16 protein-coding genes are annotated in these 12,021 nt (G+C 72.0%); 11 read left to right on the top strand and 5 right to left on the bottom strand.

From position 1 onward, the window contains the following. Positions 1–92: 92 nt before the first annotated feature. From ACXKR8_RS22390 to ACXKR8_RS22375, 4 genes are all read left to right on the top strand, one after another. Positions 93–209: a putative leader peptide gene (locus tag ACXKR8_RS22390; RefSeq protein WP_458274660.1), complete on the top strand. Its 117-nt coding sequence runs from the start codon at positions 93–95 to the stop codon at positions 207–209. Between the two features lie 162 nt (positions 210–371). Next, the gene (locus tag ACXKR8_RS22385; RefSeq protein ID WP_458274659.1) at positions 372–1,214 is read left to right on the top strand and encodes a sulfurtransferase; all 843 of its coding nucleotides are present in this window, start codon (positions 372–374) and stop codon (positions 1,212–1,214) included. Positions 1,215–1,285: 71 nt separating this feature from the next. Beyond that, the gene (locus ACXKR8_RS22380; protein ID WP_458274658.1) at positions 1,286–1,576 is read left to right on the top strand and encodes a DUF1416 domain-containing protein; all 291 of its coding nucleotides are present in this window, start codon (positions 1,286–1,288) and stop codon (positions 1,574–1,576) included. 85 nt (positions 1,577–1,661) lie between these two features. After that, on the top strand, positions 1,662–1,859 hold the full coding sequence (locus tag ACXKR8_RS22375; RefSeq protein ID WP_458274657.1) for a DUF3099 domain-containing protein: 198 nt from the start codon (positions 1,662–1,664) through the stop codon (positions 1,857–1,859). 17 nt (positions 1,860–1,876) lie between these two features. Here the strand turns inward: ACXKR8_RS22375 and ACXKR8_RS22370 are convergent, their stop codons facing one another. Then, the gene (locus tag ACXKR8_RS22370; protein ID WP_458274656.1) at positions 1,877–2,239 is read right to left on the bottom strand and encodes a DsrE family protein; all 363 of its coding nucleotides are present in this window, start codon (positions 2,237–2,239) and stop codon (positions 1,877–1,879) included. Positions 2,240–2,478: 239 nt separating this feature from the next. Between ACXKR8_RS22370 and ACXKR8_RS22365 the strand changes: the two genes are divergently transcribed. The 3 genes from ACXKR8_RS22365 (at position 2,479) to ygfZ (ending at position 4,569) form a co-directional block, all read left to right on the top strand. Beyond that, positions 2,479–3,063 carry a heme-binding beta-barrel domain-containing protein gene (locus tag ACXKR8_RS22365; protein WP_458274655.1) on the top strand — a complete coding sequence of 195 codons (585 nt, stop codon included), beginning with the start codon at positions 2,479–2,481 and terminating at the stop codon, positions 3,061–3,063. Positions 3,064–3,157: 94 nt separating this feature from the next. Further along, the gene (locus tag ACXKR8_RS22360; RefSeq protein WP_458274654.1) at positions 3,158–3,586 is read left to right on the top strand and encodes a Fur family transcriptional regulator; all 429 of its coding nucleotides are present in this window, start codon (positions 3,158–3,160) and stop codon (positions 3,584–3,586) included. Next, positions 3,583–4,569, top strand: a complete 987-nt coding sequence (gene ygfZ, locus ACXKR8_RS22355) for a CAF17-like 4Fe-4S cluster assembly/insertion protein YgfZ (protein ID WP_458274653.1) — start codon at positions 3,583–3,585, stop codon at positions 4,567–4,569. The genes ACXKR8_RS22360 and ygfZ overlap by 4 nt, the downstream gene beginning before the upstream one ends. Positions 4,570–4,591: 22 nt before the next feature. Here the strand turns inward: ygfZ and dtd are convergent, their stop codons facing one another. Continuing rightward, a complete protein-coding gene (gene dtd / locus ACXKR8_RS22350; protein WP_458274652.1) occupies positions 4,592–5,017 on the bottom strand; it encodes a D-aminoacyl-tRNA deacylase in 426 nt (141 codons plus the stop codon). A gap of 309 nt (positions 5,018–5,326) precedes the next feature. Here dtd and ACXKR8_RS22345 point away from each other — a divergent pair, with 309 nt between their 5' ends. Next, positions 5,327–5,914: an RsiG family protein gene (locus ACXKR8_RS22345; protein ID WP_458274651.1), complete on the top strand. Its 588-nt coding sequence runs from the start codon at positions 5,327–5,329 to the stop codon at positions 5,912–5,914. Between the two features lie 6 nt (positions 5,915–5,920). Continuing rightward, positions 5,921–6,901: an asparaginase gene (locus tag ACXKR8_RS22340; RefSeq protein ID WP_458274650.1), complete on the top strand. Its 981-nt coding sequence runs from the start codon at positions 5,921–5,923 to the stop codon at positions 6,899–6,901. 19 nt (positions 6,902–6,920) lie between these two features. Here ACXKR8_RS22340 and ACXKR8_RS22335 read toward each other — a convergent pair whose 3' ends face one another. Together ACXKR8_RS22335 and mshA are read right to left on the bottom strand one after the other, a co-directional pair. Continuing rightward, positions 6,921–7,454, bottom strand: coding sequence for a type III secretion system chaperone family protein (locus tag ACXKR8_RS22335; protein WP_458274649.1), 534 nt, complete (start codon positions 7,452–7,454; stop codon positions 6,921–6,923). 10 nt (positions 7,455–7,464) lie between these two features. Continuing rightward, the gene (mshA, locus tag ACXKR8_RS22330; protein WP_458274648.1) at positions 7,465–8,838 is read right to left on the bottom strand and encodes a D-inositol-3-phosphate glycosyltransferase; all 1,374 of its coding nucleotides are present in this window, start codon (positions 8,836–8,838) and stop codon (positions 7,465–7,467) included. 172 nt (positions 8,839–9,010) lie between these two features. On the opposite strand from mshA, the gene ACXKR8_RS22325 reads away from it, so the two are divergent. Then, positions 9,011–9,850, top strand: a complete 840-nt coding sequence (locus tag ACXKR8_RS22325) for a methyltransferase domain-containing protein (RefSeq protein WP_458274647.1) — start codon at positions 9,011–9,013, stop codon at positions 9,848–9,850. Positions 9,851–9,921: 71 nt separating this feature from the next. Here ACXKR8_RS22325 and ACXKR8_RS22320 read toward each other — a convergent pair whose 3' ends face one another. Then, positions 9,922–10,479: an O-acetyl-ADP-ribose deacetylase gene (locus tag ACXKR8_RS22320; protein WP_458275054.1), complete on the bottom strand. Its 558-nt coding sequence runs from the start codon at positions 10,477–10,479 to the stop codon at positions 9,922–9,924. Between the two features lie 248 nt (positions 10,480–10,727). On the opposite strand from ACXKR8_RS22320, the gene ACXKR8_RS22315 reads away from it, so the two are divergent. Beyond that, the gene (locus tag ACXKR8_RS22315; protein WP_458274646.1) at positions 10,728–12,011 is read left to right on the top strand and encodes a PP2C family protein-serine/threonine phosphatase; all 1,284 of its coding nucleotides are present in this window, start codon (positions 10,728–10,730) and stop codon (positions 12,009–12,011) included. Positions 12,012–12,021 lie beyond the last annotated feature (10 nt).

Here is a 12,021-nt window from a genome sequence, read left to right as displayed (position 1 = left end):
ACCCCCGCTGTCGCCCAGGCACCACTCCCGCAGGGTGTCGATACTCGAAGTATCACCATACGGATGGTTTCGTCTCGCCATTCAAGACATCAATGACAGCGCCGCCATCGTTCCCTAGCATCGACACCATGAAGCGACAGGCGGATCTCACCAAGCGGCGGGCGGTAGACCTGTGCCGTGTGTCTGCCTGCCTCTGTCGAATGCGCTGACAGGGCGGCATCTCGCCCGCAGGCCGCTGGGCTCGTCGTAGCCCACCCCCCTCGCATTGCACCTCTCGCAGACCACTGCCGCGCGTCCCACGATCCGGACTCCCCTCTGGACGCATGCCCGCGCGGCACGCCTTCCGCACCTGCCCCGGATGGAGAATCCCCATGAGCCGCAGTGACGTCCTGGTAAGCGCCGACTGGGTCCAGGACAACCTGGACACCCCGAAGGTCGTCATCGTCGAGGTCGACGAGGACACCGCCGCGTACGACAAGAACCACATCCGCAACGCGGTCCGGATCGACTGGAAGAAGGACCTCCAGGACCCGGTCCGCCGCGACTTCATCGACCAGGCCGGCTTCGAGGCGCTGCTGTCCGCCAAGGGCATCGCCAACGACGACACCGTCGTCCTCTACGGCGGCAACAACAACTGGTTCGCCTCCTACGCCTTCTGGTACTTCAAGCTGTACGGCCACCAGGACGTCCGCCTGCTCGACGGCGGCCGCAAGAAGTGGGAGCTCGACTCCCGCGACCTGGTCGACGGCGCCGAGGTCCCGGCCCGTGCCGCGACCGAGTACAAGGCCAAGGCCCAGGACGCGTCCATCCGCGCCTTCCGTGACGACGTGGTCGCCGCGATCGGTGCCAAGAACCTGGTCGACGTCCGCTCGCCCGACGAGTTCTCCGGCCGCCTGCTCGCCCCGGCGCACCTTCCGCAGGAGCAGTCGCAGCGTCCCGGCCACGTGCCGAGCGCCCGCAACATCCCGTGGTCCAAGAACGCCAACGACGACGGCACCTTCAAGTCGGACGAGGACCTGAAGGCCCTCTACGAGGAGGAGGGCGTGGACCTGGCCCAGGACACCATCGCCTACTGCCGCATCGGCGAGCGCTCCGCGCTCACCTGGTTCGTGCTGCACCAGCTGCTCGGCCAGACCAACGTCAAGAACTACGACGGCTCGTGGACCGAGTACGGCAGCCTGGTCGGCGTGCCGATCGAGCTCGGCTCCAACTGATCCACCGTCCCATCCAGCAGCACAACCGGCTGTACCGAACCCAGGGCAGCCCGACCCGAAGGAGACCGCACATGTGTGGTGCGAAGGCCGGCGGCCCCGATCTGGCAGGAGTTGACGTGGCGAGCGAGACCATCATCCAGGGCTCGGTGACCCGCGACGGCGAGCCGGTCAACGGCTACGTCCGTCTGCTGGACGAGGGCGGCGAGTTCACCGCCGAGGTGCCCACCTCGGCGACCGGCCAGTTCCGCTTCTTCGCCGCCCCCGGCACCTGGACGCTCCGCGCCCTCGTGCCCGGCGCGACGGTGGACCGTGTCGTCTCCGCCCAGCAGGGCTCGGTGGCCGAGGTCGCCATCGCCGTCTGATCGGCAAGCGTTTCCTCGAAGCCCCGCCCGGTGATCACCGAGCGGGGCTTCGTCGTTCCACCGCTGCCGGAACTACCCTCGACGTATGCAGTCGAGACGCCGGCGTTCCTACTTCGTGCTGATGGGCATCTGCCTGGTTCTCATCGTGCTGGCGTGGAACGTGGTCCGGCTCTGGTCCGTCCCCGCCGCCGTGGCGATGAGCCTGGTGGCCATGTTCATCCCGCCGGTCGCCGCGATCGTCGCCAACCGAAAAGGTCCGGACGACCGATGGTGGGACGAATAAGTCAGTAGACCAGTGAGTCAGTAGACCAGCGCTTGCACCCCGTCTGCCACGATCTCGCTGACGAACACCTGGGCCCCGGCGATCCGGACCCCGTCCAGCACGTCCGCCTGGACGATCCCGCGCCGGGCTGCGCACTGGGTGCACAGGGTGACCTGCCCCCCGGCGAGCAGCGCGTCCAGCAGTTCCGGCAGCGGCGCGGCGTGCGGGAGCTCGAACTCCGCCGCGCGCCCCGGCAGCGCGAACCAGGCGGACTCCCCGGTCAGCCAGAGCGACACCTCCACCCCGCTCGCGACCGCGACCGCCGCCACGGTGAAAGCCTGTGAGCAGCGCTCCGGCGCGTCCGCCCCCGCGGTGACCTTGATGACCAGCTTCTTCGACATACCGTCAGCCTATGCAGTCGCGGCCCTTGCGGTGACGGCAGCGGCGGCAGTGGCGGGCCTCACCATGAGCCGCCGCTGATCGCAGATTAGACTCAGCAGCAGCCCCACCGTCCGCGTCACTAGAGGAGCAGGCTCCATGCTCGTCACATTCTTCGATGTCCTGCTGGGCATCATGACCGTCGCCGTTCTCTGGTTCGCCTACTTCTCGGTGAAGAAGCTCTACCAGGGCCAGCGCTGAGATGATCGAGATCCCGTCGGGCCTGCACAAGGACGTCATCTCGCTGGCCTTCCTGCTCGGCACCTGGGAAGGCGCGGGCGTGCACGACTTCCCGGGCTCGGAGAAGTGCAACTTCGGCCAGGAGATCGTCTTCCGGCACGACGGCCGGCCGTTCGTCGAGTTCCGCTCGCGCAGCTGGGTGCTGGACGCCGGGGGCGAGAAGGTCCGCCCGCTGGAGAGCGAGTCCGGCTTCTGGCGGGTCACCGGCAACCCGCACGGCAACACCGGCGCCCGTGAGATCGAGGTCTCCTCGGTCCGCGACGACGGCACCGTCGAGATCTGGTATGGCGAGCTGGCCGACGGCAAGCCGCAGATCGAGCTGGTCACCGACGCGGTCGCCCGGATCGAGGGCGCACCGCCGTACAGCGGCGGCAAGCGGCTGTACGGGCTGGTCAGCGGCGAGCTGATGTGGGTCGGCGAGAAGTCGGCCCCGGAGGTTCCGCTGCGTCCGTACATGTCGGGGCAGCTGAAGAAGGTGCTCAGCCCGGCCCAGCTCATTCAGGACATCAACGACCTCCCGGACGACGGCATCGCCTTCTTCCGCTGAGCCGGCGAAGCCCGAACCCGGCCGGAGTCCGCAAGAGTCCCGCACCGCCCTAGACTCGGGGGTGCGGGACTTCCGCGTGCAGAGGGGCGGCGTGGTGAGCGACACCGACTGGCAGACCGATCTGAGGGCGCGCGGCTACCGGCTCACGCCGCAGCGCCAACTGGTGCTCCAGGCCGTGGATGCGCTGGGGCACGCGACCCCCGACGACATCCTCACCGAGGTCCGCCGCACCGCGACCGGGGTCAACATCTCCACGGTCTACCGGACCCTCGACCTGCTGGAGGAGCTCCAGCTGGTCTCGCACGCCCATCTCGGCCACGGCGCGCCCACCTACCACCTGGCCGACCGGCACCAGCACATGCACCTGGTCTGCCGCGACTGCGACAAGGTCACCGAGACCGATGTGGGGCTCGCGGCCCCGTTCGTGGAATCCCTGAGGGCCGCGCACGGTTTCGAGACTGATGTGAAGCACTTCGCCATCTTCGGCCGGTGCGCCGACTGCTCCAGCAAGGACGCCACGTGACCGCGACGACGACCGTATCCGCCAGCCCCCTGCTCTCCCTGCGCGGCGCGGTCGCCGGGGACGGGATCGACGCCCCGGTCGCCGCCCACTACGGCGAGCTGTTCCGGGAGCAGCGCGAGCTGGCCGCGGGCCGCGGCTTCGTGGACCTGTCGCACCGCGGTGTGATCACCGTCAGCGGCCCGGAGCGGCTGACCTGGCTGCACCTGCTGCTGACCCAGCACGTCAGCCAGCTGCCCCCGCAGCAGGCCGCGGACGCGCTGGTCCTCAGCCCGAACGGCCATGTCGAGCACGCGCTCTACCTGGTGGACGACGGCGCGACCACCTGGATCCACGTCGAGCCGGGGACTACCGGGGAACTGGTGGCGTACCTGGAGAAGATGAAGTTCTTCAGCCAGGTCGAGATCGCCGACGCGACCGCCGACTACGCCGTGGTGCACCTCCCGGCCGGCCACACCGCCACCGCCGCCGAGGCCGCCGCCGTCCGCGAGCTGGCGCACGGGCGCGACCTGTTCCTGCCGCGGGCCGAGCTGGCCGCCGCCACCGCCGGATACGGAGCCCCGGCCGGGCTCTGGGCGTACGAGGCGCTGCGGATCGAGGGGCACCGGCCGCGGCTCGGCTTCGAGACCGACCACCGCACCATTCCGCACGAGCTGGGCTGGCTGGGCACCGCCGTGCACCTGGACAAGGGCTGCTACCGGGGCCAGGAGACGGTGGCCCGGGTGAACAACCTGGGCCGGCCCCCGCGCCGGCTGGTCTTCCTGCACCTGGACGGCAGCATGGAGGTGCTGCCTCCGCACGGTGCCGAGGTGCGGGTCGCGGCGGACGGTCCGGGCGGCCGTCCGGTGGGCTTCGTGACCTCCTCGGTCCGGCACTACGAGCTGGGGCCGGTGGCGCTGGCCCTGGTCAAGCGCAATGTGCCGGTGGACGCCGAGCTGGTGGCCGGCACCGTCCCGGCGACCCAGGACGTCATCGTCCCGCAGTAGGGGTTGTTGTCGGGTGCGGTGGTCAGAACTCCAGCAGCACGGTGAACGGGCCGTCGTTGACCAGCGACACCTTCATGTCCGCGCCGAAGCGGCCGGTCTCCACGGTCGCGCCGAGCGCCCGCAGCTGCGCCACCACCTCGTCCACCAGCGGCTCGGCCACCGGGCCCGGCGCGGCGGCGTTCCAGGTGGGGCGGCGGCCCTTGCGGGCGTCGCCGTAGAGGGTGAACTGGCTGATCACCAGCAGCGGGGCGGCCAGGTCGGAGCAGGACTTCTCACCCTCCAGCACCCTCAGCGACCACAGTTTGCGGGCCAGCAGCGCCGCCTGCTCCGGGGTGTCCTCATGGGTCACCCCGACCAGGACGCACAGCCCCGGGCCGAGGATCGAGCCCACCACCTCCCCGTCGACGGTCACCTTCGCTTCGGTCACTACCTGAGCCACAGCACGCATGGGCCCATTCTCGCGGACCGCGGCGCGGTGCTGTGCGCGGGGGCGTGAGGGTGATCGCCGCACGCCCCTGGAGTACCGGGTCCGTGGCTGTGCGCTGGGAATATGCGCCGGTCGTATGAGCCACCCGAATTCGCCAGGGGTCGGATTGGGCCCGATTGGGTGCAGCTCGCCTGCGCTGGGCAGGCACCGGGTGGCACGATGCGGCCTGAGGGCGCGGCGCGGAGCGGAACCCGCGGCCGACGCCGAACTGGATCCGACCTCGGGACGGCGAACGTGGTGGGCGACAGGCACGACCAGAGGGAGCAGCGGATGCCCGAACAGTGCACGACCGATCGTCCGGCGGCCCGGGTTCCGGCCCCGGCCCCGGGCCCCGTCAAGTCCACGGCGACGGCCCTGGCCCCGGGCCTCGGCGCGCTCGGCGCCCTCGGCCTGGACGCGCTGCGCGAGCTGCGCCGCCGGGCCACCGAGGACGAGGCCGACCTCTCCTACCTCCGCCGGCTGCTGCACGGCCGGGTCGACATCCTGCGGGCCGAGCTGACCCGTCGCAGCGGGCGGACGCCGGTGGCGGACACCCTTCTGGAGCAACTCGCCGAGATCCTCACCGACCTGCCCTCGGAGGTCCGCAACTCCGCCCGGCATGTGACCCTGCACACGCCGCGCAGCGAGGAGTACCAGGCGCTCGCGGACGAGCTCATGGACGATGTCGGCCTCGCCGACCTGCGCTCCCAGTCCGACCCGGCGCTCCAGGCGGCCTGCATCAGGCTCACCGCCCATGAGCGCACGCTGTCGCTGCGCCGCCAGGGCCTGCAGCGGACCGTCGACGGATGCAGCGCGGAGATCACCCGCAGGTACCGTGAGGGGGAAGCGCGCGTCGACGATCTGCTCTCCGGAGGCTGACCCACCATGACCACCCAGACCACCTCCTCGATACCCGGTTCTGCGGTCCTCGCCGAGGTGGTCAGGTCCGGTTTCGTGGAGGGCCGGCACCGCGGCTCGCTGGTGGTCCTCGCCGCCGACGGCTCGGTCGACGCCGCGCTCACCCTGGGCGACCCCTCGCGCCCGGTCTTCCCGCGCTCCAGCAACAAGCCGATGCAGGCGGCGGCTATCCTGCGCACCGGCCTCGACCTGGACGGCGAGCTGCTCGCGCTGACCGCCGCCAGCCACTCCGCGGAAACGTTTCACCTGGACGGGGTGCGCAAGCTCCTCGCCTCCGCCGGACTGACCCCGGACGACCTGCAGACGCCCCCCTCGCTGCCGCTGGACGAGGCCGAGGCCGAGGCCTGGATCCGCGCCGGCGGCCACCCCGAGCCGATCCTGATGGACTGCTCCGGCAAGCACGCCGCGATGCTCGCCGCCTGCGTGGCCCGGGGCTGGGACACCGCCGGATACCTGAACCCGGAGCACCCGGTCCAGCAGCAGGTGCTCGCCACGTTCCAGCAGCTCACCGGGGGGAGCGCCGCCGCCACCGGCACCGACGGCTGCGGCGCGCCGCTGCTGGCCACCAGCCTGGTCGGCCTGGCCCGCGCCTTCCGCGCCATCGTCCTGGCCGACCCGGGCACCCCCGAGCGGCGCGTGGCAGACGCCATGCGGGCCCACCCCGAGTACGTCGCCGGCACCCGCCGGATCGACACCTGGCTGATGCGCGGCGTCCCCGGCGCGATGTCCAAGATGGGGGCCGAGGCCGTGCAGGCCGTCGCCCTCGCCGACGGCCGGGCCCTGGCCTTCAAGGTCGACGACGGCGGCTACCGCGCGGTCGGCCCGGTCCTGGCCGCCGTCCTGGAGCGGATGGGCGTGGCCGCGGACGGGGACACCCTCTCCCGCATCGCCGCCGCGCCGCTGTACGGCGGGGGCCGGGTGGTGGGGGCGGTCCGGGCGGCGTTCTGACGGTCCCTCCAGCTGGTTTCTAGCCGGGTTCCCGGCCGTCCGCCGGGCCGGTCAGGTGGGTGAAGGCGTCCAGGTTGCGGGTGGACTCGCCGCGCTTGGTGCGCCACTCCCACTCCCGCCGGATCGCGGTGGCGAAGCCCAGTTCCAGCAGGGTGTTGAAGGGCTCGTCGGCGTTGCTGAGCACGGAGCCCAGCAGCCGGTCCACCTCCTCGGCCGTCACCGCCGCGACCGGGAGCCGTCCGGCCAGGTAGACGTCACCGAGGCGGTCGATCGCGTACGCCAGTCCGTACATCCGGGTGTTGCGTTCCAGCAGCCAGCGGTAGAACGCCTCGTGGTTCTCGTCGGGGTGCCGGACCACGAAGGCGTTGATGCTCAGCGTGTGCTCGCCGACCCGGAGCGAGCAGGTGGTGGACAGCTTCCGGGTCCCCGGCAGGGTCGCCACACAGGTGTACGGGTCGTCGGCGGGCTGCTCCCAAGCCACCCCGGCGTCGTCCAGCGCCGAACGGAGGACGTCGAGCGCCTGGGCGCGGGTCGCGGTGCGGGGTGAGTCCATGGCTCCGACGTTACCGCGCGGTACCGGTCAGCCGGTCCGGGTCCGCCAAGGGGTCTGCCAGCGGGTCCGCCATCCTGTCTGCCATCCGCCCCATCGCCCCGGTGTACACCTCCGCCGTCGCGGCGGCGGCGTTCGCCCAGCCGAAGCAGGCGGCGTGCTGGGCGGCGGCCGCGCCCATCCGGGCGCCGAGACCCGGGTCGTCGACGAAGCGGCGCAGGACGTGGGCCCAGTCGGTCGGCTCATGGCCGTCCACCAGGAAGCCGGTCTCGCCGTCGCGGACGGCCACCGGCAGCCCGCCGACGGCGGCGGCGACCACCGGGGTGCCGCAGGCCTGGGCCTCCAGGGCGACCAGGCCGAAGGACTCGCTGTAGGACGGCATCACCAGCGCCGTCGCGGCCCGGTACCAGTCGGCCAGCTCGTCCTGCTTGACCGGCGGGTGGAACCGGACCACATCGGATATGCCGAGCTGGGCGGCCAGCTTGTGCAGGCTCTCGGGCCGCGCCATCCCGCTTCCGCTGGGACCGCCGACCACCGGGACGACCAGCCGGTCACGCAGCGAGGGATCCTGCAGCAGCATCACGGCGACGGCACGGAGCAGCACGTGCGGGGCCTTCAGCAGCTGTATCCGTCCGGCGAAGAGCAGGACGGTCGCGTCCCGGGGCAGCCCGAGCCTGGCTCGGATCTCCGCCCGGGCGGATTCTCGCTCGCTATGGCTCAGCGCGTCTCCGACGCTGCCGACCGGGGTCGCCGTGGCCGGGCGGAACACTTCGAGGTTGACCCCGGGGTGGACCACCGAGAGCTGGTCGGGCCGCGCGGCGTAGTGCACCGCCAGCTCCTCGGCCTCCTCGGCGGTGTTGGCTATCAACCGGTCCGCGGCCGCCACCACCTGCGTCTCGCCGATCACCCGGGCGGCCGGCTCGGGGGTGTCGCCGAAGGCCAGCGCGGCGTTCTTGACCTTGGCCATGGTGTGCATGGTGTGCACCAGCGGCACGCCCCAGCGCTCGGCGGCGAGCCAGCCGACCTGCCCGGACAGCCAGTAGTGCGAGTGGACCAGGTCGTAGTACCCGGGACGGTAGCCGGCCTCGGCCCGCAGCACGCCATGGGTGAAGGCGCACAGCTGGGCCGGCAGGTCCTCCTTGACCAGGCCCTCGAACGGCCCCGCCGTGACATGCCGGACCAGCACGCCGGGGGCGAGCTCCACGGTCGGCGGCAGGTCGGAGGAAGTGGCGCGGGTGAAGATCTCCACCTCCACACCGAGATCGGCCAGGCGCTTGGACAGTTCGACGATGTAGACGTTCATCCCGCCGGCGTCACCGGTCCCCGGCTGGTGCAGGGGGGAGGTGTGCACGCTCAGCATCGCGACACGGCCAGGGCGCTGGGTCACCGGTTCGTCCTCTCAGTCCAGCTCCGGCCGCTCGGCGACCCGTCAACAGAGCTAGCAACAGCAGGAAAGCCCGACTGATTCCCTTTGTCTTCCGTTTGCCGGGCCTTTGTCGGGCTCCGCTGCCGATTCCGCCACGTTCGGGGCGGTCCTCGGCTCGCATACGCTGCCTGGCATGGGTGTGCGCGCGGGTGCCGGGACCGGACGGCTGACGGGTCGAGCGGCGGGTCGGCCGGTCGGCGCGGTGACCCGTGGCACCACTAATCCCAATCGTCTGCGTCGTATGGACCGCTGGATCGCCGCCGAACTGGCCCCCGCCCTCCGCCGGGCGGAGGCGCCCCCGGTCGCCGTCGACCTCGGCTACGGCACCGCGCCGTGGACCGCCGTCGAACTGCACGGCCGGCTGGCGGCGGTCCGGGCGGACGTCCAGGTGGTCGGCATCGAGATCGAGCCGGAGCGGGTCGCGCTGGCGCAGCGCCATGCGCGTCCGCCCGCGCTCAGCTTTCGCCGCGGCGGCTTCGAGGTCCCGCTGGACTCGGGCCGACCGCTGCTGATCCGGGCGGCGAACGTGCTGCGCCAGTACGACGAGGCCCAGGTCGCGGACGCCTGGGCGCTGCTCCGCAGCCGGCTGGCCCCGGACGGGCTGCTGGTCGAGGGCACCTGCGACGAGATCGGCCGACGGCATGTCTGGGTGGCCCTGGACCGGGCCGGCCCGCGCACGGTGACCTTCGCCGCCCGGCTCGGCGGGCTCGAACGGCCGTCCGAGCTGGCCGAGCGGCTGCCCAAGGCGCTGATCCACCGCAATGTCCCCGGCGAGCCGGTGCACGCCTTCCTCCGCGACCTGGACCGGGCCTGGGCGGCGGCGGCCCCGTACGCCGACTTCGGGGCCCGGCAGCGCTGGATCGCCACCGCCCGCGCGGTGGCGGCCGACTGGCCCCTGGTCGGCGGCCCGAGCCGGTGGCGGCTGGGGGAGCTGACGGTGCGTTGGGAGGCGATCGCTCCACGTTGTCCGTAGTTGTCCGTAGGTGACACGAACAAACATAATTCGAACAAGTTATCGAATTTTCATGGCGTGTCGGCGCTCACTCAGTCCACCATGGACCCATGGCCCAGCCCCCGTCCCTCGTCCCACTCTTGGCGTACGGAATCGAACGCCTGATAGGCATCGGCCCCGAACAGCACAAACCGCGCCTCCTCGACCCCGCTCACCGCTCCCCGCACCGTCTCCAGCGCGATCCGCGCGGCATCCGCCAGCGGCCAGCCGTAGATCCCGGCCGAGACCGCCGGCAGCGCCAGCGTCCGCACGCCCAGCTCGTCGGCGACCCGCAGCGCCTCGCGGTAGCAGGAGGCGAGCAGCTCGGCACGCCCCGGATCGTCCGCCGCGTACACCGGTCCCACGGTGTGGATCACCCAGGTCGCCGGCAGCCGCCCGGCCGTCGTCGCCACCGCCTGACCCACCTTCAGCCCCTTGCCGTAGTGCGAGGCCCGCAACGCCCGGCAGGCCGCCAGCACCTCGGGCCCGCCCCTGCGGTGAATAGCGCCGTCGACACCGCCACCCCCCAACAGCGACGAGTTCGCCGCGTTCACCACCGCGTCCACCCGCTGTTCGGTGATGTCACCTCGCACCAGCGTGATCTCCATCACGATCCCCTTTTCCCCCTCGGTGCGCCGAGGCCGCCACAGCCCGGTAACCGCCCGGACTTCTTCGCCTTCACGGGCAGTCCCGCAGGCCACGGCCATCATCGCGGAAACGGCCATCGGGGTGACCCGAGGTGCGGAGGGGCTGTGGAGATCACGTTAGGGTCACGGGGATGCCCCAGGAACGTGGTGTCTGATGGGCACTGCAACCGTCGCCCAACCGTTGCACCGTCGGGGAGAGGGAGGTACCGCTGATGCCCGCGACTGAACGCGCGCACGAACCGCAGCCCAGCACGTCCAGTGCCGCTGCGCCGATACCGCACCCGCGCCCCCGCCCCGCCACCCCGCTCTCGGTCCTGCTGATCGACGACAGCACCGAGGACGCCGCGGCGTTCCACAACCTCCTCGCCGAGGTCGGCGCCGAGGTGCGGCTCCGCTGGGCCCGTACCCTCGACCAGGCCGCGACGATGATCGACGCCGACACCGCCTGCATCCTGCTCGACCTCGAACTCCCGGACGGCGGCGGCCTCGACGGCCTGCGCCGGCTGCTCCGCCGCTGGCCCCGCACCGCGGTCCTCGCCGTCACCGGCACCGTCGACGTCCACCTCGGCGCCGCCGCGGTCGCGGCCGGCGCGCAGGACTTCCTGGTCAAGCAGGAGATCGACGGTCGGCTGCTGACCCGGGCCGTCCGCTACGCCGTCGAACGCAAGCGCGCCGACGAGTCCCAGCGCCGCCTGGTCGAGGCCGAGCTGCGCGGCCAGGAGAACGCCCGACTGCAGCGCCATCTGCTGCCCACCCCGCTGCTGGACGGCTCCGGCCTGGCCTTCCACGCCCGCTACCGGCCCGGACGCCGCCGCGCCCTGCTCGGCGGCGACTTCTACGACGCGGTGCGCACCGCCGACGGCACCGTCCATGTGGTGATCGGCGACGTCTGCGGACACGGTCCTGACGAGGCCGCGCTCGGCGTGGCCCTGCGGATCGCCTGGCGCACCCTGGTCTTCGCCGGACTGCACGGCGAGGCGCTGCTCGGCACCCTGCAGCGGGTGCTGGAGCACGAGCGCCGCAGCGAGGAGATCTTCGCAACCCTGTGCATGCTCGCCATCGAACCCGACAGCGAGTACGCCGAGCTGCACCTCGCCGGACACCCGGCCCCGCTGCTGCTCCAGGACGGCTGCCGCCCCGAACTGCTGCCGTACGACTTCGGCGGCCCGGCGCTGGGGCTGCTGCCGCTGGAGCCGGACGCGGGCGAGGAGCAGTGGCCGCCGCGGAAGGTCCGGCTGGGCGAGGAGTGGAGCCTGATGCTCTACACCGACGGCCTGATCGAGGGCCGGATAGGGGCGGGCACCCGCCGCCTCGGCCAGGAGGGGCTGATCGCCATGATCGGCGACCACCAGGAGAACGGCCTGCGCGACGAACTGCTGATCGACACGGCGATGTCCGAGGTCGAGGACCTCAACGGCGGCGCGCTCGCCGACGACGTCGCCGTCCTGCTGCTCACCCGCGGCGCGGTCGCGGCGGCGGCAGCGCTGGTGGGCTGAGCCGGCCGGT

This window comes from Streptacidiphilus sp. PAMC 29251 (assembly GCF_054208735.2).
This window is presented reverse-complemented; position numbering and strand designations above follow the sequence as displayed.

What these genes read in the sequence shown, in the direction of transcription:
- ACXKR8_RS22390 (WP_458274660.1), top strand. Translation starts at nt 93, where the DNA reads ATGACAGCGCCGCCATCGTTCCCTAGCATCGACACCATGAAGCGACAG.
- ACXKR8_RS22385 (WP_458274659.1), top strand. Translation starts at nt 372, where the DNA reads ATGAGCCGCAGTGACGTCCTGGTAAGCGCCGACTGGGTCCAGGACAAC.
- ACXKR8_RS22380 (WP_458274658.1), top strand. Translation starts at nt 1,286, where the DNA reads ATGTGTGGTGCGAAGGCCGGCGGCCCCGATCTGGCAGGAGTTGACGTG.
- ACXKR8_RS22375 (WP_458274657.1), top strand. Translation starts at nt 1,662, where the DNA reads ATGCAGTCGAGACGCCGGCGTTCCTACTTCGTGCTGATGGGCATCTGC.
- ACXKR8_RS22370 (WP_458274656.1), bottom strand. Translation starts at nt 2,239, where the DNA reads ATGTCGAAGAAGCTGGTCATCAAGGTCACCGCGGGGGCGGACGCGCCG.
- ACXKR8_RS22365 (WP_458274655.1), top strand. Translation starts at nt 2,479, where the DNA reads ATGATCGAGATCCCGTCGGGCCTGCACAAGGACGTCATCTCGCTGGCC.
- dtd (WP_458274652.1), bottom strand. Translation starts at nt 5,017, where the DNA reads ATGCGTGCTGTGGCTCAGGTAGTGACCGAAGCGAAGGTGACCGTCGAC.
- ACXKR8_RS22345 (WP_458274651.1), top strand. Translation starts at nt 5,327, where the DNA reads ATGCCCGAACAGTGCACGACCGATCGTCCGGCGGCCCGGGTTCCGGCC.
- ACXKR8_RS22340 (WP_458274650.1), top strand. Translation starts at nt 5,921, where the DNA reads ATGACCACCCAGACCACCTCCTCGATACCCGGTTCTGCGGTCCTCGCC.
- ACXKR8_RS22335 (WP_458274649.1), bottom strand. Translation starts at nt 7,454, where the DNA reads ATGGACTCACCCCGCACCGCGACCCGCGCCCAGGCGCTCGACGTCCTC.
- ACXKR8_RS22325 (WP_458274647.1), top strand. Translation starts at nt 9,011, where the DNA reads ATGGGTGTGCGCGCGGGTGCCGGGACCGGACGGCTGACGGGTCGAGCG.
- ACXKR8_RS22315 (WP_458274646.1), top strand. Translation starts at nt 10,728, where the DNA reads ATGCCCGCGACTGAACGCGCGCACGAACCGCAGCCCAGCACGTCCAGT.